18 protein-coding genes are annotated in these 21,440 nt (G+C 60.1%); 13 read left to right on the top strand and 5 right to left on the bottom strand.

The window, feature by feature from the left end; genetic code table 11:
- Positions 1-58 precede the first annotated feature (58 nt).
- The 4 genes from xerD to BBDE_RS07255 all read left to right on the top strand — a co-directional run bounded on the left by xerD (position 59) and on the right by BBDE_RS07255 (position 4,275).
- The gene (gene xerD / locus BBDE_RS07270) at positions 59-1,015 is read left to right on the top strand and encodes a site-specific tyrosine recombinase XerD (protein WP_003839492.1); all 957 of its coding nucleotides are present in this window, start codon (positions 59-61) and stop codon (positions 1,013-1,015) included.
- A gap of 95 nt (positions 1,016-1,110) precedes the next feature.
- On the top strand, positions 1,111-1,950 hold the full coding sequence (locus BBDE_RS07265; RefSeq protein WP_003839494.1) for a ParA family protein: 840 nt from the start codon (positions 1,111-1,113) through the stop codon (positions 1,948-1,950).
- Between the two features lie 129 nt (positions 1,951-2,079).
- Entirely contained in the window at positions 2,080-2,877 is a 798-nt protein-coding gene (locus BBDE_RS07260; RefSeq protein ID WP_003839496.1) for an NUDIX hydrolase, read from the top strand.
- Positions 2,878-2,919: 42 nt separating this feature from the next.
- A complete protein-coding gene (locus BBDE_RS07255) occupies positions 2,920-4,275 on the top strand; it encodes an MFS transporter (RefSeq protein WP_003839498.1) in 1,356 nt (451 codons plus the stop codon).
- Between the two features lie 80 nt (positions 4,276-4,355).
- Here BBDE_RS07255 and BBDE_RS07250 read toward each other — a convergent pair whose 3' ends face one another.
- Together BBDE_RS07250 and BBDE_RS07245 are read right to left on the bottom strand one after the other, a co-directional pair.
- Positions 4,356-5,201 carry an IS3 family transposase gene (locus BBDE_RS07250; protein ID WP_080513433.1) on the bottom strand — a complete coding sequence of 282 codons (846 nt, stop codon included), beginning with the start codon at positions 5,199-5,201 and terminating at the stop codon, positions 4,356-4,358.
- Positions 5,162-5,722 (bottom strand): IS3 family transposase, encoded by a 561-nt coding sequence (locus BBDE_RS07245; protein WP_003837948.1) that lies wholly within the window; start codon positions 5,720-5,722, stop codon positions 5,162-5,164. The genes BBDE_RS07250 and BBDE_RS07245 overlap by 40 nt, the downstream gene beginning before the upstream one ends.
- Positions 5,723-5,937: 215 nt before the next feature.
- Here BBDE_RS07245 and typA point away from each other — a divergent pair, with 215 nt between their 5' ends.
- The 4 genes from typA (at position 5,938) to BBDE_RS07225 (ending at position 10,550) form a co-directional block, all read left to right on the top strand.
- A complete protein-coding gene (gene typA, locus BBDE_RS07240; protein ID WP_003839500.1) occupies positions 5,938-7,866 on the top strand; it encodes a translational GTPase TypA in 1,929 nt (642 codons plus the stop codon).
- Positions 7,867-7,985: 119 nt separating this feature from the next.
- The gene (locus BBDE_RS07235; protein WP_042329993.1) at positions 7,986-8,453 is read left to right on the top strand and encodes an alcohol dehydrogenase; all 468 of its coding nucleotides are present in this window, start codon (positions 7,986-7,988) and stop codon (positions 8,451-8,453) included.
- Between the two features lie 64 nt (positions 8,454-8,517).
- Positions 8,518-9,498 carry a prephenate dehydratase gene (locus BBDE_RS07230; RefSeq protein WP_171843689.1) on the top strand — a complete coding sequence of 327 codons (981 nt, stop codon included), beginning with the start codon at positions 8,518-8,520 and terminating at the stop codon, positions 9,496-9,498.
- Positions 9,495-10,550, top strand: a complete 1,056-nt coding sequence (locus tag BBDE_RS07225) for a prephenate dehydrogenase (protein ID WP_187116118.1) — start codon at positions 9,495-9,497, stop codon at positions 10,548-10,550. The genes BBDE_RS07230 and BBDE_RS07225 overlap by 4 nt, the downstream gene beginning before the upstream one ends.
- Before the next feature lie 30 nt (positions 10,551-10,580).
- On the opposite strand, the gene BBDE_RS07220 is transcribed toward BBDE_RS07225, so the two are convergent.
- The 3 genes from BBDE_RS07220 to BBDE_RS07210 are packed head-to-tail and all read right to left on the bottom strand — an operon-like array spanning position 10,581 to position 14,539.
- Positions 10,581-10,838: a DUF6725 family protein gene (locus BBDE_RS07220; RefSeq protein ID WP_003839505.1), complete on the bottom strand. Its 258-nt coding sequence runs from the start codon at positions 10,836-10,838 to the stop codon at positions 10,581-10,583.
- A 39-nt stretch (positions 10,839-10,877) separates the two neighbouring features.
- Entirely contained in the window at positions 10,878-13,724 is a 2,847-nt protein-coding gene (locus tag BBDE_RS07215; RefSeq protein ID WP_012902309.1) for an ABC transporter permease, read from the bottom strand.
- Positions 13,721-14,539 (bottom strand): ABC transporter ATP-binding protein, encoded by an 819-nt coding sequence (locus BBDE_RS07210; RefSeq protein WP_003839507.1) that lies wholly within the window; start codon positions 14,537-14,539, stop codon positions 13,721-13,723. Before BBDE_RS07210 ends, BBDE_RS07215 begins: the two co-directional genes overlap by 4 nt.
- Positions 14,540-14,642: 103 nt before the next feature.
- Here BBDE_RS07210 and BBDE_RS07205 point away from each other — a divergent pair, with 103 nt between their 5' ends.
- From BBDE_RS07205 to BBDE_RS07185, 5 genes are all read left to right on the top strand, one after another.
- Complete coding sequence (locus BBDE_RS07205; protein WP_003839509.1) at positions 14,643-15,563, top strand: tyrosine recombinase XerC; 921 nt, start codon at positions 14,643-14,645, stop codon at positions 15,561-15,563.
- Between the two features lie 122 nt (positions 15,564-15,685).
- Positions 15,686-17,320: a peptide ABC transporter substrate-binding protein gene (locus BBDE_RS07200; protein WP_003839511.1), complete on the top strand. Its 1,635-nt coding sequence runs from the start codon at positions 15,686-15,688 to the stop codon at positions 17,318-17,320.
- Positions 17,321-17,554: 234 nt separating this feature from the next.
- On the top strand, positions 17,555-19,198 hold the full coding sequence (locus BBDE_RS07195; RefSeq protein WP_003839512.1) for a peptide ABC transporter substrate-binding protein: 1,644 nt from the start codon (positions 17,555-17,557) through the stop codon (positions 19,196-19,198).
- 324 nt (positions 19,199-19,522) lie between these two features.
- Positions 19,523-20,449 (top strand): ABC transporter permease, encoded by a 927-nt coding sequence (locus BBDE_RS07190; RefSeq protein WP_003839514.1) that lies wholly within the window; start codon positions 19,523-19,525, stop codon positions 20,447-20,449.
- Positions 20,450-20,466: 17 nt separating this feature from the next.
- Entirely contained in the window at positions 20,467-21,435 is a 969-nt protein-coding gene (locus tag BBDE_RS07185; protein ID WP_003839515.1) for an ABC transporter permease, read from the top strand.
- Positions 21,436-21,440 lie beyond the last annotated feature (5 nt).

The following is a 21,440-nucleotide window of genomic DNA, read 5'->3' as shown; positions in this document are numbered from 1 at the left end:
TTGGGCGGAGGTCTTTGCATATCAGATCGACAATAGGGCGAAGACCGAAAGGAACGACATGGATGGTTGCGAACGTCTGGTCAGGCAGTTCCTCGCGCACATTGACGTGGAACGGGGACTGTCCAAGGCCACGGTCTGCGCGTACGGTTCCGACCTGCATAAATACGTGTCCTGGCTGCATGAACAGGGTATCCATGATCTCGATGACGTGACCACACGGCATGTCGAGGAATATGTGGCCTCGCTCGACGATTCGGGGGAGAGCGCCCGCAGCAAGGCTCGTCGACTGGCCAGCATTCATGCCTTTCATCGTTTCGCCCTCAGCGAGCATGTCGTGCACGATGATGTCGCGGCACAGGTCAAGGCGCCCAAGGGCGCAAGCACCCTGCCGGACGTGCTTTCCGTCGATGAGGTGATGCGATTGATGGATTCCATCCCGCTCTCGCGGCATCACGATGGGAAACAAGGGCATGGTGATGCCGCGGCCGATGACCCGGTGATGCTACGTGACAAGGCGTTGCTCGAGTTCATGTATGCCACGGGATCGCGGGTCTCCGAAGCATGCGGCGTCGATCTGGACGACATCGATTTGGACGATAAGGTGGCGCGTCTGATGGGCAAGGGCTCCAAACAGCGTCTGGTACCGGTAGGCAGCTTCGCGTGCGAGGCTTTGCGCCGATATCTCAGATTCGGACGGCCCGTCTTGCAATCCAAGTCCAAAGGAGCAGCCGAGCACAGGGCGGTGTTCCTCAACAAGCGCGGCAAACGACTGTCCAGACAGTCGGTGTGGGAAATCATCCGAACCGCCGGTGAGCGTGCGCACATCACCAAGCCGCTGCATCCGCATACCTTGCGCCATTCCTTCGCGACGCATCTGATTCAGGGCGGTGCGGATGTGCGTACCGTACAGGAGCTGCTCGGCCATGCCAGCGTAACCACAACGCAGATCTACACGCACGTGAGTCCCGAGAATCTCATCGAGGCATACCTGACCGCGCATCCGCGTGCGCGCTGATCAACGGGCAGCGTCATTGCCGGATTGCACGACGGGTGTGCGCTAGCATGGGAGCAGTGGAACTTTGACACAAGGATGTTGGTAAGGTAATCAGTATGCCTACGGATTTGCTTGGACGTGATTATGAGACGTTTGCCGCCCCGGAACCATTGCAGCAGCATGGCCCGGCGCGGGTCATCGCCATGTGCAACCAGAAGGGTGGCGTGGGCAAGACCACCAGTTCCATCAACATCGCCGGAGCGTTGAGCCAATATGGCCGCCGTGTGCTTATCGTCGATTTCGATCCGCAGGGTGCGGCGACGGTGGGTCTGGGCATCAACGCCAATGCGGTGGAAGATACGGTGTATACCGCATTGTTCAATCCACGTATGGACGTGCATGCCGTGATTCAGCATACGGATTTCGACAACCTTGATATCATGCCGGCCAACATCGACCTTTCCGCCGCCGAAGTGCAGTTGGTCACCGAGGTCGGCCGCGAGCAGGTGCTTGCCGGCGTGCTGCGTCAGGTGAAGGACGAATATGATGTGATCATCGTCGATTGCCAGCCGTCGCTGGGTTTGCTGACGGTGAACGCGTTGACCGCCGCCGACGGCGTGATCATTCCGGTGGCTGCGGAATTTTTCGCATTGCGTGGCGTGGCCCTGCTGATGCAGTCCATAGAGAAGGTGCAGACGCGTATCAATCCGAGTCTTGAGGTGTATGGCGTGCTGGTCACGATGTTCACGCACACCCTGCACTGCGACGAGGTGTTGCAACGCATCTATGAGGCTTTTCAGGGCAAGGTGTTCCATTCGGTGATCTCACGGTCCATCAAGCTGCCCGATTCCACCGTGGCGGCTGCGCCGATCACCATCTATGCGCCGAACCATAAGACCGCGAAGGAATATCGCGAGGTCGCGCGTGAGCTGATTGCCAAAGGCATCATCGCCTGATTGGTTTCCGTCATGTAGGCCCCGGCAACGGGGCTTGTTCATATGCGGGAAACAGCACTTATGGTCATGTTGACCATAAGTGATACACTGAGGTCTCGGAACAATTCGGACTGACGAATCGAGGCCGTTATGATCATGGGCAACGTTTCGGAGAGGCGCAGGCAACCTCCCCAGGTCGGCGTTTCCGTGGTGATTCTCGCACTTGGTCCTGCCGCGCGGGCGGATGACCGGAACGATCAGACCCGCGGTACGTTGTGGATGCCTTTGGTCAGACGCGTACGCCAGCCGTTCCTTGGTCAGTGGGCTCTGCCGGGTGGTGGCCTGCGTGCCGATCATTCGCTTGAGCAATCAGCCTATGCGGCACTGGAATCCACCACGTCGCTTCATCCACGCTATCTTGAGCAGCTCTATACCTTCGGCGATCCGTCCAGGTCCCATGGGGGCCTTCCGATGGTCTCCATCGTTTACTGGGCCTTGGTCGGTGGCATGGACGAGAACGTCGAGTTCGCCGACGGCGACAACGTGTCATGGTTCCCGGTGGACCATCTGCCGGAGCTCGCCTTCGACCATCGCGAAATCGTCGATTACGCCATGGAGCGGCTACGCGGCAAAATCGAATATCCCGACATCGTTGCGCGGCTGGTGGGCGACCGTTTCACCCTGAGCCAACTGCATGACGTCTACGAGGCGATTGCCGAGGAAGACATCGATCTGGCGAACTTCCGCCGTAAGATGCTTGCTTCTGGTCTGCTTGAGGATACCGGCGACAAGCTGCGTGTCGGCCGTAACAGACCGGCCACGGTCTATCGCTACAAACAGGGCACGGCTCAGCCAACGCCTTGGAACGTCGCCGAGTCAAGGACCGATTTCGCCGCATCCGATATTGATCCGCAGGATGATGCGCTCTCCGCCCTGACCACGGCGTGACGCATCGCATTCGAAAAAAGGGAAAACACAGGAAGGGATCAGATGTCCGCAACGCAACAGGCTGCCGGGGGAGCGGCCGAACTTACCCGAAACGAACGACTTGACAGGTTGCCGTTCAATAAGGCTCATCGCAAACTGCTGGTGGCCTCCGGCATCGGATGGGCATTCGACGCCATGGATGTCGGCTTGGTGTCGTTCGTGGTCGCCGCCATCGCGGCCGACCCGCATTTCAATCTGACGCCGACGGAGAAAAGCTGGGTGCTGTCCATCGGCTTCGTCGGCATGGCCATCGGTGCGGCGCTCGGCGGATATGTTGCCGATCGAGTGGGACGCAAGACGGTCTTCTCGGCAACGTTGGTGATTTTCGGTCTGGCCAACGGTGGCATGGCGCTGTCGTGGTCGCTGGCCGCATTGCTCATCGCCAGACTGATCATCGGACTGGGTCTGGGCGCCGAGCTGCCGGTCGCGTCGACGCTCGTCTCCGAATTCTCGCCGACCAAGCAGCGCGGACGTATGACGGTGCTGCTGGAGTCCTTCTGGGCCATAGGCTGGATCGTGGCCGCATGCATCGGATATTTCGTGATTCCGAATACCGGCGACTGGGGTTGGCGATGGGCGTTGCTCATCGGCGCACTGCCGTTGCTGTATGCCATCGTGACGCGCATTCACATTCCGGAATCCGTGCGATTCCTAGAATCCAAGGGGCGTGAGGATGAAGCCGAACGGGCGGTGCGGTATTTCGAACAGGCCGGTGGCGTCGAGCCGGTGGCCTCGCCGAAGGGCCAGCCGTTGCCGAAGATCAATACCCGCGAACTGTTCGGAAAGAGGTATATCGCCCGTACCGCGGCGATCTGGGCCACATGGTTCTTCGTGAACTTCTCCTATTACGGGGCCTTCACCTGGATGCCATCGCTGCTGGCCGATCAGTTCGGCTCCCTGACCAAGTCGTTCGGCTACACGTTGGCCATCGCCATCGCGCAGCTGCCGGGGTATTTCCTGGCGGCATGGCTGGTGGAGGTCTGGGGTCGCAGGAAGACCCTGAGTGTGTTCCTCGCCGTGTCCGCCGTGGCGGCGTTCGCCTTCTCCCAAGCCGGTTCCGTGGCTGCGGTACTCTGCTTCGGCATGCTGTTGTCGGCCTCGAACCTCGGCGCATGGGGCGTGTTGTACGCGGTGACGCCGGAGATCTATCCGACCCGCCTGCGCGGTGCCGCCGCCGGAGCCGCGGCCGCCTGCGGTCGAGTGGCCGCCATCATCGCCCCGTTGCTCGTGCCATGGTTCCTGACGCTGTCCGGCGGCAACAAGGCCGTGGCGTTCATCGTGTTCGCCGTGGCGTTCATCCTGGCCTGCGTGGCGGCCCTGTGCCTGCCCGAGCGCACCGGCAAGGAACTGGAAGACTGATTTTCCGCTCTATCGAGTCAGGGGCCCTCGGCGTTTGAACTGCGCCCCGATTGTTGGACGTTGTTAAATAGGATACAGGTCTAGGCTGCGAGGGACACGCTTCGGAATTCCTCCGGGGTGTGTCCCTCGAGTCGTATCTGGCGTCGTCTGGTGTTCCAGTGGATGACGTACGCGTCAAGTTCTCGTTTGAATTGCTCGTACGAGTCGAATTCGCGCCCCCGGTAGAACTCGTCCTTGAGGTGTCCGAAGACCTGTTCGGTGGCGGCGTTGTCCAGGCAGTTGCCCTTGCGGCTCATGGACTGGCGGATGCCCAGCCGTTCGAGCTCCCCGCGCCACCACGGGTGCTGGTACTGCCATCCCATGTCCGAGTGCAGGATCGGGTTCGCGCCCCCGGGCAGCCTGGCTTCGAGCATGGCGAGCAGACGCCGCTGCTGCCCCATGCCGGGGTGCCGGCTCACGTCCCAGGCGACGATTTCCTTGCTGGCCATGTCGTACACGGGCGCGAGGTAGGCCTTGCCGCCCGCGACCTTGAATTCGGTGACGTCGGTGCCGAGTTTTTCGAACGGCTTGCCGGCGGTGAAGTCGCGTTTGAGCAGGTTCGGCACCCCTCCGCCAGCGTCGCCCCTGTACGAGCTGTAGCCTCTCCATGGATTCCTGGCGCGGATCGGGCATCTGAGTCCCATGCGGCGCATGACCCTCAGGACGCTCTTGGCCGACACCTTCTGTCCGAACTCGTGGACCAGGCACATATGGATCTGCCGGTGGCCGCACCCGTTGGCCGTCCTTTCCCAGATCTCTGCGACCATGGGATCGAGGTCGGGGCGCGTCTCATGCGCCGGATGCGACAGATGGTGGAAATACGTGGATCTCGCCAACCCGCTGATCTTCAGCAGGTGGTCGAGCCGGTGCCCCTGCCCTGCGAGCAGTCGGACGACGGCGCTTCGCTCGCGCTTCGTGACTTCTGCGCCCGCAGGGCCCGGAGTTTTTCCAGGTACGCGACCTTCGCCTTCAGGTAGGCGACCTCCTCGGTCAGCTCCTGCTCCCGCGTGGGTTTCGGCCTTGGCTTGGATTTCGCGCCTTTAGGCCTGCCCTTGGGCTTCGGCCTCAACGCCTCCGCGCCACCGGCACGGTATTCGCGGCACCAACGCTGCAGCGGGGCGATGCTCGCTATCCCGTACCTGGCCATGACCTCGGCCACGCTCAAGCCGTTCTCGACGTGGTCCCGCGCCGCCGCGACCTTCGTCTCCCAGTCATAACGCCTGTTGCCGGTGGTTCCCATGACCGCCTCCCCGCCGTTGGATCTGTACAGCATGATCCATTTTTCCGCAGTCTGCACGGGCATCGCAAACCGACGGGCGAGGGAGCGTTTGCCCACGCCGGCCTCAATGAGCCTCAGCGCCTCGCGCCGGAACCCGTCGTCATAGTGCTTCCTCCGATCCTCACGCATACGAAAGAACCACACCTCCAATCATCGAATCCGAATTTCTTCAGTCCAATAATCGGGGTGCGGTTCACGTTGCGCCGATGGGCCCCTCGGCTTATCTGTCGCATTGCTTCGCTAGGATTGGTTTCGTTTGTGTGTAAGTACGGAATTCAAGTACCGATAACCATGCACGTACCGAACGGTTACGCAAGAGAACGGCAATACTAAGAGAGGTTTCGATGGCGGTTCGCGGCGATATTCGAAATGTAGCGATTGTGGCACACGTCGATCATGGCAAGACCACCCTGGTCAACGGCATGCTGGCGCAGTCCCATGTGTTCAACGAGCGTGAGGAAGTCCCGGATCGCGTGATGGACTCCAACGATCTGGAACGCGAGAAGGGCATCACCATCCTCGCCAAGAACACCGCCGTGCAGTACACCGGTCCGCTGGCCGCCAAGTACGGTCATCCGGAAGGCATCACCCTCAACATCATCGACACCCCCGGCCACGCCGATTTCGGCGGCGAGGTCGAACGCGGCATCTCCATGGTCGACGGCGTCGTGCTGCTCGTCGATGCTTCCGAAGGCCCGCTGCCGCAGACCCGTTTCGTGCTGCGCAAGGCCCTTGAAGCCAAGCTGCCGGTCATCCTGTGCGTGAACAAGACCGATCGTCCGGACGCCCGTATCGAAGAGGTCGTCGGCGAGGCATCCGATCTGCTGTTGGGTCTGGCACAGGACGTCATCGAGGAGGGCATCGATCTTGACGAGGATTCCCTGTTCGACCTGCCGGTAATCTACTGCGCGGCCAAGGCCGGATACGCATCCGAGAATCAGCCGGAGAACGGCGGTCTGCCGGATAACGACAATCTCGAGCCGCTGTTCGAGGCCATCATCAAGAACATTCCGGCCCCGGAATACGACGAAGGTGCACCGCTCCAGGCCCATGTGGCCAACATCGACTCCTCCGACTTCCTCGGACGACTCGGCCTGGTCCGCATCTACAACGGCACCCTGGAGAAGGGCAAGACCTACGGCCTGTCCCGTGTGGACGGCTCCATCGAGAACTTCCGCGTCTCCGAACTGCTGCGCACGCAGGGCCTGGAGCGCACCCCCGTCGATTCCGCAGGCCCCGGTGACATCGTCGCAGTGGCCGGCGTGAACGACATCATGATCGGCGAGACCATCGTCGACCCGAGCGACCCGCGTCCGCTGCCGCTCATCCACGTCGACGATCCGGCCATCTCCATGACCTTCGGCATCAACGATTCGCCATTGGCCGGCACGGAAGGCAAGGATCACAAGCTCACCGCCCGCATGATCAAGGACCGCCTGGACCGTGAACTCATCGGCAACGTGTCCATCAAGGTGCTGCCGACCGAGCGTCCGGACGCCTGGGAGGTCCAGGGCCGTGGCGAACTCGCCTTGGCTGTGCTCGCCGAGCAGATGCGCCGCGAAGGCTACGAGCTGACCGTCGGCCGTCCGCAGGTGGTCACCAAGACCGTTGACGGCGTGATCAACGAGCCGATGGAAAACACCACCATCGACGTACCGGAAGAGTACATGGGCACCGTCACCCAGCTCATGGCCGATCGCAAGGGCCGTATGGACAACATGACCAACCACGGCACCGGCTGGGTGCGTTTGCAGTTCACCGTTCCCTCCCGTGGCCTGATCGGTTTCCGTACCGCACTGCTGTCCGCCACGCGCGGCACCGGCATCGCAGCCTCCATCTCCGCAGGCTACGCCCCGTGGGCCGGCCAGATCGTAACCCGTCAGAACGGTTCCATGGTCTGTGACCGTAAGGGCGTCGCCACCCCATACGCCATGCAGCGCCTGCAGGCTCGCGGCAACTTCTTCGTCGAGCCGCAGTCCCCGGTGTACGAGGGCCAGGTCGTCGGCGTGAACAATAAGCCGGATGAGCTGGATGTGAACATCACGCTGGCCAAGCACATGACCAACATGCGTTCCGCTACCGCCGACGTGCTGGAGACCCTGACCCCGCCGATCAAGATGAGCCTTGAGGAGTCCCTGGACTTCGCCAACGAGGATGAGTGCGTGGAAGTCACCCCGGAGTCCATCCGAATCCGCAAGATCATCCTCAGCCGTGAGGACTGGTACAAGTGGCGCGCCAAGCAGCGTCGTCAGAACAATCAGCAGGGCAAGTAGTCGCTGATCGAGCAGAGGAGAGATGCGCATGTGCGTGCATCTCTCCTTTTTCCTTTTCCGGCGAGCGGGCGGCACACGGTGTGATGAAATCATAAGGAACGAGGAGAATAGTGGTGAGCATGACTCAAGACAACGATCGCAGGCTGCTGCCATGGTCGTATCGGCAACCGATGCCGGTGAGGCTTCTCATCGACGTGCTTTCCGGCGCGGCAATCGGTGCCGTCGGCACGATGGCACATCGTATGGGAGCATCGATGAACATCCCATACGGCCTGGCACTGGCCTTCCTCATCGTAATCCTTTCCACTTGGTGCGCCCGCTCACGCGACGGCGTCGTCGGGCTTGCCCTGCATCTCATCAGCTCGTCACTGGTGGTATGGACGGTCATGGCGGGATACGGTCCGGGCGGCGACGCTTTGATTCCGGTCGGTTTCGGCAGTGACGCGAATATGCCGTTCTTCAGCGACCATGCCGGCTACTTCTGGCTGTATGGCATCGTGCTGATCCCATGCATCATGTTGCTCCTGCCAAAGCGCTGGTTCGTCGTGCAGCCTCGGACCGATACGGACGCCCAGCCGATGGAATAGGGGCTGCGCTACGGGCCACCACTACGGTAAGGTGCAAGGAAGCATGAAGGAGGAACGGGAAGATATGAATGCACGGAAGTTGTTCTATCTCGGGCCCCAAGGCACATTCACGCATCAGGCGGCGGTCAGTGCGGCCGGATTGTTGCGGCCGGTCGTGCCCGAAGGATTCGATCTCATTGCCTGCGATGATGTGCCGCAGATCATGCAGGCCGCGCAGAACGGCGAAGGCTGGGGCGTCATCGCATGGGAGAACAACGTCGAGGGGTATGTCGTGCCGAACCTTGACGCCCTGATCGACGCGCAGGACCTGGTCGGCTTCGCCCGTGTCGGCGTCAACGTCGAGTTTGACGCCTATACGCTGCCCGACACCGGACTGGAGGATGCCTACGTCGCCACGGCCCACTCGCATGGCCTTGCGCAATGCAGAAAATTCATCGCCGAGCATCATCTTGACGCGGTGACGGCATCATCCAACGCAGCCGCCTGTCGCGACCTCAAGCCGGGTGAGGTCGCATTCGGACCGAGCATCTGTGGCGATCTGTATGACATCAAACGCGTCGGCAGTGCGGTACAGGACTATCAGGGCGCACGCACCGAGTTTCTTGTGCTGGCCCGACGTGAGGAAGTCGCCGATCTGCTGGAACAGCCGAAAACCCAGGACGATGTGGACTATGAATCGGTATTGACGCTCATCCCGCTGGTTACCGGCCCGGGTGTACTCGCCGATCTGCTGGATGTGTTCCGCGATGCAGGACTCAATATGACCAGCTTCATCTCGCGTCCGATCAAAGGACATGATGGCACCTACAGCTTCATCGCCACGTTCGACGCGGCCCCATGGGAACGGCGGTTCCGTGACGCGCTCGTGGAAATCGCCGAGCACGGAGACTGGGCCAAGACCTTGGCCGTCTATCCTCGTAGGGAACGGCCGAGCCCGCCGGTGGCCAGCTGGATGTTGCCGCAGGGTGGAGTGCGTCTTGACGATAGGCATCTGCCTGAGGATTGGCAGAACGACGGTATGGTAAGAAGGGAGCTGATGTGGTGAAGCAGCGTATCGCAATCGTGGGATTGGGCCTGATCGGAGGCTCTCTGGCACGCAGGCTCGTCAACGCAGGTTGCGAGGTGACGGCTTGGAATCACAATGATCGTCCGTATGCGACCGCCGAAACGGACGGCATCACCTGCATGCCGACATTGGCCGCTCTGGCCGATGGCAGGCCCGATGTGCTGGTACTGTGCAATCCACTCAAGGCCATGCCGCAGATTCTCTCCGCTTTGAAGCCGCTGATCGACCAGAACGTGACGACGCTCACCGACGTCGGCAGCGTCAAAGGCATGGTGCGCGATCAGGTGAAGGCCGTCGGACTGGAGAACTGCTACGTCGGCGCGCATCCGATGGCCGGCAATGAACTGTCCGGTTGGGAATCCTCGGATCCCGCTTTATACGATGACGCGCTATGGGCCATCACCGTGGACGAACGCACTGAATACCGGCGGTTCCTGGCCGTCGCGACGATGATCACCGATGCCTGCGCCAATCGCCTGATCGTACTTGACGATGCCACGCATGACCGTTGCGCCGCGCTGATCTCGCATATGCCGCACGTCATCGCCACGGCCATGGTCAACGAACTCGTGGTCAATCCGAATCGTAATGTCGCGGCCGCGCTCGCTGCGGGATCCTGGCGTGACATGACCCGCGTGGCATTGACCGATCCGGATCGCACACGTGCCATGGTGGAGGAGGATGCGGCCAATGTGGAGCTATTGCTGCGTAATATGGCCAATCGTCTGACGCTGATGGCCAACGTATTGCATGGTGTTCAGCCCCAAGGCGCCGGTGCGTTGCAGACCGCCGCCACCCAGGAGAGCGACGCCAAGGAGATGGCACGTTTCTTCGAGCAAGGTCAACCGTTCCGTGATTACAAGACGGCCATACGGCAGCCTGATTTCATGGAACGATGCGAGACGGTTTCGCTTGCGATCCCTGCGGAAGGCTGGCAGCAGATGCTGCTGGAATCCGCCCGCAGGGGAGAACACATCATCCGGTTCACGGATGATCACGCGGTTGACGTCCAAATCCGTTCCGCTGTGTGAGGCTCGCCGAGGAAGCGCACACAGCGAACGTCACGATTGCGATCGGGTCATGGAACGTTCGGGAATCGGTTTGATCGTGACGATTGCGTCGGCGGGAATGCTGACACGGTGTGCGGGACGTGAGCCATTGGCGGCCGCGTCCCGCATCAGCTCCAGCGTCCGTCCGTCCCAAGAGCGCACATGGCCGACAAAATCACGGAACTTCATACGTTGGTCGGCCGGATCCACGCCTTCGTACGTGCGCACCACAATGCGTGCGCCGGCAGGAATCTCATGTGGAATCGGCATATGGTCCCCTTCGTTGCACCGTTTATCGACAGTCTAGACCTATTCGCTGGCCACGGCGTCAAGAACGGGTTGCCTGAGTGCGCGGGAGGCCGGCGAGATACTGGATATCAGACCGACTACGATCGACAGCACGAGGAAGATCAGCAACTGCGTCCACGGAACCGCAAGCGTCTCCAATCCCTTGGAGGCGTAGACGGCGCGGATCACCACACCGGCCGAGACGCCGACCACCAAGCCCATCACCGTGCCGAATACGGAGATGATGGCAGCTTCGATGCCGAGCATGCCGCGCACCTGTCCGCGTGATGTGCCGATGGCCCGTAGCAGGCCGATCTCCTTGGTACGTTCCGATACGCTCAACGCCAACGTGTTCACGATGCCGAAGATCGCGATGATAATCGACAATGCCAGCAGTGCGTACAGGATCATGAGTACCTGGTCGATCATCGTGCTCATCGTCGACTTGTATTCGTCATGATCGAACACCGAAATCGTGTAGTACTTCTTCACGGCGTTCTTGATGTTCCGCTTCACCGCAGCGGTATCGGTGCCGGACTTGGCATTGACGTACAGAGACATGGGGAACATGGTCTGCTTGTTGCCGATCTGCTCGGCGACGTCATCGTTGAACATCACATTGTCGCGATACACGGAGTTCGACACGATCGCACCGATTCTGATCGTCTTTTCCGTGGTCTCCTTCTTCGTCTTGATCAAGGTTTGCGGATCGACGTTCTGCGCGTCGGTGGTATACCGTTGGATCTCGTCCGCCTTGGCCTGCGCTCCTGCCACATCGCCGGATGCGGCCATCTGCTGCGCTTCGTTCTGCAACTCCTGCACATGTGCCTGAACCTGGGCCTGATAATCGGCTTGGGCCTGTTCGGTGGCCTCTTGGTCGACCACCGTATTCTCGGCGGATACCTTGACCCGGTCTCCCACATGCCAGCCCCGGTCTTCGGCCACGTCTTTGCCGACCAGCAGTTCACCCTTCTTCATCGCCTTGACGGCGTCGCCCTCGGTGGTTTCCGCGGCGAACACGTCGGTGAACAAGTGCGTTTGCGTGGCGAATGTCACGCTACCGATGGATCGGCCGTCATACTTGACGCCGAGCATGAGACGGTTCGTGGTGACCGTCTTGACGCCGTCGGTGTTCTTGATGTCGGATATGGCCTGATCTGGCAACCGTCCGAAGGACGCGGAGATCACGGCGAAATCCGCTTTGAAACCGTTGTCCACCAAGGAATTGACCGAGGCCTTCGCCGACGAGGCCACCACGCCGAGGCAGCTGACGATTGCGACGCCTACGAACAATGCGGCGGCGGTATTCGACGTGCGTCTCTTGGAACGGGAGATGTTGCGCGTCGCGAGCCGGCCGGTGACGGTGAAGATCTTCGACGGCAACCATCCCAATAGGTTGCCGGCGGGGGAGACGAAGGCCGGTCCGGCCATGATGACACCGACCACGGCCAATGCCGCGCCGACGCCGAGCGGCCAGCCGATGGCGATATGGTTTACCACGTCCCATGGCGTCGGCCCGTTGCCGTCCGCGACGGCCATGGCGCAGGCGAACGCCCAGCTGGCGAAACCGAGCACCACCATAATCGTGCCGACGATGCCTCGCATGCGTACCGGTTTTTCCGGATTCACCGTCTCGTTCATCGCTTGGATGGGCGGGGCAAGCGCGGCATTGCGTGCCGGCAATGCCGCGCCGATCAACGTGACCAGCACACCCACGATCAGGCCGATTACCATGTCGGAGATGGACGGATCGGTGGCTCCGGTCAATGGCAGTCCCATATTCGCCAGTCCCATGACGATCAGTCGTACCATGCCCCAACCGAGCGCGATGCCTGTGCCCGAACCGACCAGACCGAGCACCACGGCCTGCACGATCACCGTGGAGAAGACCTGTGCGGGTGAGGCGCCGATGGATCGTAGCAGCGCATATCCGCGCATCGACTCACGTACGATCATCGAGAAGGTGTTCGCGATGATGAACGAACCGACGAACAGCGCGATGACGGCGAAGATGAGGATCAGCGGCTGGATGAAGCCGAGTGAATCCTGCGTGGCCTTGGTGGTATCGTCGCGATATTCGTCTCCGGTGACGGCGTGTGCCTTGGAATTCTTGGGCAGCGCCTTGTTGATGCGATCCGCCAGCTGCTGTTGCTCGGATGCGTTCAACGGAGTGGTCGTACTGCCGTAGACGCAGATCTGCGCGGTTTTGTCGGCATCGTCCGATTGTTTGTCGGATTGTTCCTTGGCTACGCTTGGATCGACGCCGATGATGATGGCGCCCGCCTGGCTTGCGGAGGTCGAGAAGATACCGCTGACCGTCACGTCATGCGGGCCATCGGAGTAGACGATCTTCGTCTTGTCTCCCACTTTGAGACCGGATCGCTCCGCTGCGAAGGAATGCAGGGCGATTTCATCTGCGCCTTTCGGGTACGTGCCGGAAGTGAACTTGGCGGAGCGCCACGGAGTCGAAGCGCTGATGCCGAGTGCCATCGAGGGCGAGCCCATAGTGGTCACGGCGTCGCCGTGTTTGTCGACCAGCACCACGCCGGTGAGTGAGTAGGCCACGCGCGCCGATGTGACGCCCTTCACCTTGGCGATATCGTCGGCGAGGTCCACGTCGATGGCGTTGTAGCTTGCTATCGACGAACCCGATGCGAGCAGTGTCGAACTGCTCTTGGTCTGTTTGGCGCCTCGTACGTACACATCATGGTCGGCGTTGGTGGCCATCATCTGCGAGACCTGGTTGTTGAGCATCTCGCGGAAGCAGAACGAGCCGACCACGAAGCTTACGCCGAGCGCGATGGCCACGATTGACATGATGAAACGGCTGAAATGGCTTCTCGCATCACGCAAACCGATACGGATCATGACCGGGCGCCTTCCGTCGAAGTCGTGGTTTCGGCCTCGTCATCGTCCGCGAACACTTCGAGAATATCGGCATAGGTGGGGTGGCTCATGTCGCGGGTGATCTCACCATCCGCCAGCACCAGTACGCGGTCGGCGAAGGAGGCGGCACGCGGATCATGCGTGACCATTACGATGGACTGGCCGTAATCACGTACGGAATCACGGAGGAACCCGAGAACCTCCCTGCTGGAACGTGAATCCAGATTGCCGGTCGGCTCGTCCGCGAAGATCACCGAAGGGCGCGCCATCATTGCGCGAGCGCAGGCGACGCGTTGCTGCTGGCCGCCCGAAAGCTGACTCGGCCGATGGGTCAGTCGCTGTTCAAGACCGACCACCTTGACCACCTGGTTGAACCAATCGCGGTCGATGGGCCGTTTCGCGATCTGCAATGGCAGGAGGATGTTCTCTTCGGCAGACAGCGTCGGTACCAGATTGAAGGATTGGAAGATGAAGCCGATCTGTTCGCGGCGCAGATCGGTCAGTTGCTTTTGATTCATGGACGAGACTTCGAGACCTTCCACGACGACCCTGCCGGAAGTAGGGGAGTCGAGACCTGCCATGCAATGCATCAGGGTGGATTTGCCTGAGCCGGAAGGGCCCATGATCGCAGTCATCTCGCCGCGCATGAATTCCACATCCACATGGTTGAGCGCGGTGACCTGGTTGTCCTTGTCTCCGTAGCTCTTTGTCAGGTCGATGGCCCTTGCCACGATTCGTTCGTCAACTCCGTTGCCGGAATCGCCCTGCTGTCTGGTCCGTGCCGAGTGACGTGCCATGATACCGCCTGTCCACTGGAGAATATACCGAGTAAAGTCTATCGACAGATGGCCACATAATGGAAGAGCAGTCAGCGGAAAATTCGAGGAAAGAGGCCGGAATATGCGTTTCGCGGATACGATCGACGCCTTTGATGCATATCTGAAGGCCAACCGCGGATTGAGTGATAATACGCGCAAGGCGTACCGTGGCGATCTTGAGGAATGCATGACGCAGCTGGAGATATTGGGATGTGAGGATCTCAACGAAGTGACCATAGAGGATCTTCGCATGTGGATGTCGCAATCCTCGAAGCGGCATGCGAGAAGCAGCATGGCCCGTAAAACCGTTGCGGTGCGGGGCTTCTTCGCATGGACTCACGAACGCGGCGTGACGAACGCCAATCCGGCGGCCATGCTGATGACACCGAAGATTCCGGATACGCTACCTGCCGTACTCAGCGAATCACAGGCGGAGAAGCTGATGGACTGCGTCGACGAGCAGATGCCGAAATCGCGCACGAAAAGCGTCAGGAAACAGGCCGTCGGCCTACGTAATGCGGCAATGCTGGAAGTGCTGTACGCCACGGGCATCCGTGTCGCCGAACTGGTCGGACTTGACGTGCATGACGTGGCCTTTGACAACCGTACGATGAAGGTCACGGGCAAAGGCAACAAGCAGCGCGTGGTGCCGTTCGGCGTGCCGGCCGAGCAATCCATCCGACGCTGGCTTGAGGACGGACGCCCCCGTTTGGTCCGTGCACGGTCGGCGGATGCGCTCTTTCTTGGCGCGCAGGGCAATCGCATCGACCAGCGGGTGGTGAGACAGGTGGTGCATGAGTGCGCGCAACGGGCGGGCGTGCCGGACATCAGCCCGCATGCGTTACGTCACAGCGCGGCGACGCACCTGCTCGATGGGGGAGCGGATCTGAGGCAAGTGCAGGAACTGCTGGGACATTCCTCGCTCAAAACCACGCAGCGCTACACCCATGTCTCCATCGAACAGCTCAAGGCGAGATACGGGCAGGCGTTCCCCCGAGCCTGAACCGCCGATCGGTCCGCACGGTATACGCGTGCCGCGAAAACGGGCCATGACTCGCATTCCCGAGATGTATGAAAGAGCCTGTGGCCTTCGGCCCGCTTCCATGCATATGAATCGAGGGAATAATGAAACAACACAGGCTTGTGGCCTTTACGTCGGTACTGGCATTGCTGGCCGTACCGTTGGCTGGATGCGGCAGCTCCGGTTCGGACTCCTCATCGGCGGCGAACGTCATCACCGCCTTCAACGCCGAGCCGGCCAATCCGTTGATTCCGGGAGACACCAACGAGTCAGGAGGCGGTCGTCCGATCGACCTGTTGTTCGCCGGTCTGATTTCCTTCGACAACGACGGCAAGGCGCATAACGAGGTGGCCGAATCGATCACCGCGAATGACGATGCCTCCCAATACGACATCAAGCTCAAGTCCGGCTGGAAGTTCACCGACGGCACTCCGGTGACGGCCGAGTCCTTCACCAAGGCGTGGAGCTATACCGCCAACGCGAAGAACGCGCAACTGTGTTCGGGCTTCTTCGCCAACATCAAGGGCTATGACAAGCTACAGGATACCGCCAATCTCAATGGTGATGAGCAGCTCGAAGGGCTGAAGGTGATCAACGACCATGAATTCACCGTGGAACTGAACCAGCCTGATTCCGTATTCCCCATCAAAGTGGGGTATTGCGGGTTCTATCCGCTGCCGCAATCCTTCTACAAGGATCCGAAGGCCTTCGGCGAAAAGCCGGTAGGCGACGGTCCGTACAAGTTCGGCTCATGGATTCACGACCAGGAGCTGAGCGTCGTAAAGAACACGGCCTATCACGGCAATCGTGAGGCGAAGAACGACGGCGTGACCTTCCGCGTCTACACCGATCCCTCATCCGCCTACGCCGACGTGCAGGCAGGCAATCTCGACGTGCTCGATACCATTCCGTCCGCCGACGCCAAGATCTTCCAGACCGACTCGTCGGTCGAAGCGTATAACAAGGCCGGTTCCGTACTGCAGACCATAACCATTCCATCACAGCTCGAGCATTGGCAGACCTCCACCGAAGAGGGGCAGCTGCGTCGGAGGGCGCTGTCCATGGCCATCGACCGAAGCAACATCTGCAAGAAGGTGCTCAGCAATCTGGGCACCCCTGCCGACTCCTTCACCTCACCGAAGGTACCGGGATATTCAGGCACCATCGAAGGGCACGAATACCTTGAATACAACCCGACGAAGGCCAAGGAGTTGTGGAACCAGGCCGAAGCCATCTCCCATTATGACGGCAAGCTGCAGTTCTTCTATAATTCCGATGGTGGCGCGGGCCCGGTGTATGACGCCATCGTCAACTCCGTGAAGAACGTGCTCGGCATCGACGCGGCCACCAGCCCGATTCCCACCTTCCAGGAATTCCGCAATGATGTGACCGCCCGCAAACTCAGCGGAGCCATCCGCACCAGCTGGCAGCCGGACTATCCGTCTCCGCAGGATTATCTGGTGCCGTTGTACGATTCGTCCGCCGCGGATGGCAACGGCTCCAACGACGGCGACTACAAGAACGCCGAGTTCGACGAGCTATGCGCGCGTGCGGCTTCGACCGGCGATGAGGATACCGCGAACGATCTGTACCGGCAGGCACAGCGGATCCTGCTCAGTCAGTTGCCGTCGATTCCGTTGTATTACGGCGATGCGGCAGGTGTGGCATCGAAGGATGTGAAGAATTTCACCATGAACTGGCAGAACGTTCCCGCATATCAGGACATGACCAAACGCTGATTTCCGCAATGCTTCCGGTCTTGGCCTCACGAGACCGGCCGTGAGCGGCATTCACCCTTTCAATCCGTTTCTCCATGTCGTTTGCAGAGATTATGCTGCGTTGTCCGTTAAGTAGGGAACAATGGTTCTCTACCGGTAAAAACGAGGTGTGCGCTGACGCCATGCATCAACGTCCACCTCGTTCTTACGCGAGGGCCGCAACGGTCCTCACATAACGAATAGGAGAATGATTCTATGAAGAAGAAGGCTTTGGCTTTCGCCGCCGCGGCCTGCGCGTTGGGCATGCTGCTCAGCGGCTGCGGCGCTTCCAATGATGCCGCCTCCGATGGCGGCAACATCATCACGGCTTACAATTCCGAGCCGCAGAACCCGCTTATCCCGGGCAACACCAATGAGACCGGCGGCGGTAAGCCGATCGATCTGCTGTTCTCCCGCCTGATTTCCTTCGATGCCAAGGGCAATGCTTCCAACGAAGTGGCAGAGTCCATCGAAGCCAATGCGGATGCCACCCAGTACACCATCAAGCTCAAGAAGGGTTGGAAGTTCACCGACGGCACTCCGGTGACGGCCGAGTCCTTCACCAAGGCGTGGAGCTATACCGCCAATGCGAAGAACGCGCAGAAGTGCGCCTCCTTCTTCTCCACCATCAAGGGCTATGACAAGCTGCAGGATGCCGACAACCTCAAGGGCGACGAGCAGCTTGAAGGCCTGACGGTCGTCAACGACAACGAATTCACCGTGGACCTCAACCAGTCCGACTCCGTGTTCGCCATCAAGGTCGGCTATTCCGGTTTCGCTCCGCTGCCGGAATCCTTCTACAAGGATCCGAAGGCCTTCGGCGAAAAGCCGGTGGGCAACGGTCCGTACAAGTTCCAGTCCTGGGATCATGACAACGAAATCGTGCTCGTGAAGAATCCGGACTACAAGGGCAACCGCACCCCGAAGAACGACGGCGTGACCTTCAAGGTCTACACCAAGGACGAGGCCGCCTACGCCGACATCCAGTCCGGCTCCCTCGACGTGATGGAATCCGTGCCGGCTTCCGCCACCAAGACCTTCGAAACGGATTCCACCGTGCAGGCCTACAACAAGGCCGGCTCCGTAATCCAGCAGTTCACCATCCCGTCCGGTCTGAAGCATTTCGAGGCTGGCACCGAAGAAGGCACCCTGCGCCGTCAGGCCATTTCCATGGCCATCAACCGCAACAACATCTGCGAGAAGGTGCTTAACGGCACCGGTACGCCGGCCAGTGATTTCACCTCTCCGCTGACTCCAGGCTACAGCGATTCCCTCAAGGGCTCCGATAACCTGAAGTACAACGCCTCCAAGGCCAAGGAACTCTGGGAGAAGGCCAACGCCATCAGCCCGTGGACCTCCGATGACAAGCTCACCTTCGCTTACAATGCCGACGGTGGCCATGAGACCATCTACACCGCCGTGGTGAACTCCATCAACAACACTCTCGGCTCCGAAGTGGCCGCCACCAACCCGTACCCGACCTTCAACGACTACCGCACCGCGGTGTCCGACCGCAAGGTCCAGGGCGCGTTCCGTAGCGGTTGGCAGCCGGATTACCCGTCCGCCGAGAACTATCTGGTCCAGAACTTCTCCTCCTCCGCCGCCGACGGCAACGGTTCGAACGATGGCGACTACAAGAACTCCAAGTTCGACGACCTGTGCAACCAGGCCGCAGCCGCCCAGACCACCGACGAGGCCAACAAGCTGTATCAGCAGGCCCAGGAAGTGCTGCTCAATGATCTGCCGGCCGTTCCGCTGTACTATGCCAATGCCTATGGCGTGGCTTCCACCAACGTCTCCAACTTCGAGATGAACTGGCAGAACCTGCCGGTCTACGAGAACATGACCAAGAGCAAGTGAGCTTGATTCACTAATCGGTTCTCATCGCTGACAAGGAGGGAACGGTAATACGCCGTTCCTTCCTTGTCGTTACGACCGCATTCGTTACCAGGGTAAAAAAACGGGAAAATGAGACACCTAGGGGTAAGGTGCCGGTCAGTGTGGTGTTTTCCCAGCTTATTTTCATAAACCTACAATATAAAGGCACCTTGGTGCGAAACTAGTAGACTTAGCGGCTAGTAGACTTAGCGGGGTGAGTTGTCAGCCGGCCCCGTGCAAGGTCTTTTTTCACAAAGACCGATAGCCAAATGGCTGGCTTAAGAATTGAGTAATAAGGAGAAACCAATGGGCAAGTATCTTCTGCGACGTATTCTGCAGATGATCCCTGTGGTTCTCGGCACGACGCTTCTGGTGTACGCCCTGGTGTTTGCGCTGCCGGGCGACCCAGTCAAGGCCATGTTCGGTGATAAACCGGTCAATGAAGCGGTTGCCGCCCAAATCCGTGCCGAATACAACCTGGACAAGCCGTTCATCATCCAGTACCTGCTGTTCCTGAAGAACGCGCTGACCCTCGACTTCGGCAAGACCTTCTCCGGGCAGCTGGTCATCGACCAGATCGGCCGCGCCTTCCCGATCACCATCAAACTCGCGCTGATGGCCTTCGTGTTCGAAGCCATCTTCGGCGTGATTTTCGGTGTGATCTCCGGCTTGAAGAAGGGCAAGTGGTGCGACACCGTCATCCTGATCTTCTCATTGCTGCTCATTTCCGTACCGACTTTCGTCACCGGTTTCCTGGCCCAATACTTCCTCGGCGTCAAATGGCGTCTGCTTCCGGTCACCGCCGGCTCGAATCCAGGTTTCATCGATTTGCTCATGCCAGCGATGGTGCTCGGCTCCGTATCGATGGCATACATCATCCGATTGAGCCGTGCGGAGATTTCGTCCAACATCGCGCTCGATTACGTACGTACCGCACGCGCGAAGGGCATGGACAACAAGTCCGTCATGCTGCGCCATGTGCTGCGTAACTCCATGATTCCGGTCGTGACCTATCTCGGGCAGGATCTGGGCGCGTTGATGGGTGGCGCCATGATCTCCGAAACCATCTTCAACGTGCACGGCATCGGCTATCTGACCTATCAGAGCATTCTGAAGGGCGAAGGCAATCTGGTGGTGTCCATCGTGACGCTGCTCATGCTGATCTTCGTGGTGTGCAACCTGCTGGTCGATATGCTTTACGCCGCCCTCGATCCTCGAATCCGTTATGCGTGAGCTGTGGAGGATAAGCAATGACTGACATGAATGAAACCAATCTTTCCACCGCGCTGCCGGGACAGGAGCGCTATGTGGCCCCGCTTGAGGAGACTCCGCTCAAAGCCGTCGATTCCATCGACGAATCGGCTCCCGCATCGAATATGTGGGCGGATGCGTGGCGCACCCTGCGACGCAATCCGCTGTTCATCATCTCCGGGCTGTTGATTGTCTTCATCATTTTCGTGGCACTGTTCCCGGGCGTACTGACCAAGCAGAACCCGAACTACTGCAATCTCGACAATTCGCTCGACCCGTCATCCGCAGGCCATCCATTCGGCTTCGACCTGCAGGGCTGCGATGTGTACGCCCGCGTGGTCTACGGTACCCGCACTTCCTTGAGCGTCGGTGTGTTCGCTACGCTGCTCGTGGTGCTGCTCGGCACGTTGATCGGTGCGGTGGCCGGCTTCTTCGGAGGCTGGGTCGATGCCGTGCTGAGCCGCCTGACCGATATTTTCCTCGCGTTGCCGATTCTGCTTGGCGCCATCGTGGTGCTGCAGATGTTCAAGACCAGCGACTCCATCTGGAAGATCATCCTCGTGATGACGCTGTTCGGCTGGACCTCCGTGGCGCGTATCGCCAGAGGTGCGGTGCTGGAGGCGAAGAACCTCGAGTTCAACACCGCCTCCACGGCCTTGGGCTCCACGCCGGGACGGAACCTGTTCCGTCACATCCTGCCGAACTCCCTGGCTCCGATCATCGTGGTCGGCACTACATCGTTGGCCACGTACATCGTGCTCGAGGCGACGCTGAGCTTCCTTGGCGTGGGCTTGCCGACCACCACCGTCAGCTGGGGCGGCGACATTTCCCATGCTCAGTCCATTCTGCGCACCAACCCGATGGTGTTGTTCTATCCGTCCGCCGCGTTGGCCATCACCGTGCTGGCCTTCATCATGATGGGCGACGCCGTCAAGGACGCCCTTGATCCGAAGAGCCGTACGGCCTGAGTGTA

The organism is Bifidobacterium dentium JCM 1195 = DSM 20436 (assembly GCF_001042595.1).
GTDB lineage: Bacteria > Actinomycetota > Actinomycetes > Actinomycetales > Bifidobacteriaceae > Bifidobacterium > Bifidobacterium dentium.
The sequence above is the reverse complement of the archived record's forward strand: the minus strand, read 5'-3'. Positions and strand labels throughout refer to the sequence as shown.

Excerpts from the sequence above, each read along its gene's own strand:
- xerD (WP_003839492.1), top strand. The coding sequence starts at position 59 with ATGGATGGTTGCGAACGTCTGGTCAGGCAGTTCCTCGCGCACATTGAC.
- BBDE_RS07265 (WP_003839494.1), top strand. The coding sequence starts at position 1,111 with ATGCCTACGGATTTGCTTGGACGTGATTATGAGACGTTTGCCGCCCCG.
- BBDE_RS07260 (WP_003839496.1), top strand. The coding sequence starts at position 2,080 with ATGATCATGGGCAACGTTTCGGAGAGGCGCAGGCAACCTCCCCAGGTC.
- BBDE_RS07255 (WP_003839498.1), top strand. The coding sequence starts at position 2,920 with ATGTCCGCAACGCAACAGGCTGCCGGGGGAGCGGCCGAACTTACCCGA.
- BBDE_RS07245 (WP_003837948.1), bottom strand. The coding sequence starts at position 5,722 with ATGCGTGAGGATCGGAGGAAGCACTATGACGACGGGTTCCGGCGCGAG.
- typA (WP_003839500.1), top strand. The coding sequence starts at position 5,938 with ATGGCGGTTCGCGGCGATATTCGAAATGTAGCGATTGTGGCACACGTC.
- BBDE_RS07235 (WP_042329993.1), top strand. The coding sequence starts at position 7,986 with ATGACTCAAGACAACGATCGCAGGCTGCTGCCATGGTCGTATCGGCAA.
- BBDE_RS07230 (WP_171843689.1), top strand. The coding sequence starts at position 8,518 with ATGAATGCACGGAAGTTGTTCTATCTCGGGCCCCAAGGCACATTCACG.
- BBDE_RS07220 (WP_003839505.1), bottom strand. The coding sequence starts at position 10,838 with ATGCCGATTCCACATGAGATTCCTGCCGGCGCACGCATTGTGGTGCGC.
- BBDE_RS07215 (WP_012902309.1), bottom strand. The coding sequence starts at position 13,724 with ATGATCCGTATCGGTTTGCGTGATGCGAGAAGCCATTTCAGCCGTTTC.
- BBDE_RS07210 (WP_003839507.1), bottom strand. The coding sequence starts at position 14,539 with ATGGCACGTCACTCGGCACGGACCAGACAGCAGGGCGATTCCGGCAAC.
- BBDE_RS07205 (WP_003839509.1), top strand. The coding sequence starts at position 14,643 with ATGCGTTTCGCGGATACGATCGACGCCTTTGATGCATATCTGAAGGCC.
- BBDE_RS07200 (WP_003839511.1), top strand. The coding sequence starts at position 15,686 with ATGAAACAACACAGGCTTGTGGCCTTTACGTCGGTACTGGCATTGCTG.
- BBDE_RS07195 (WP_003839512.1), top strand. The coding sequence starts at position 17,555 with ATGAAGAAGAAGGCTTTGGCTTTCGCCGCCGCGGCCTGCGCGTTGGGC.
- BBDE_RS07190 (WP_003839514.1), top strand. The coding sequence starts at position 19,523 with ATGGGCAAGTATCTTCTGCGACGTATTCTGCAGATGATCCCTGTGGTT.
- BBDE_RS07185 (WP_003839515.1), top strand. The coding sequence starts at position 20,467 with ATGACTGACATGAATGAAACCAATCTTTCCACCGCGCTGCCGGGACAG.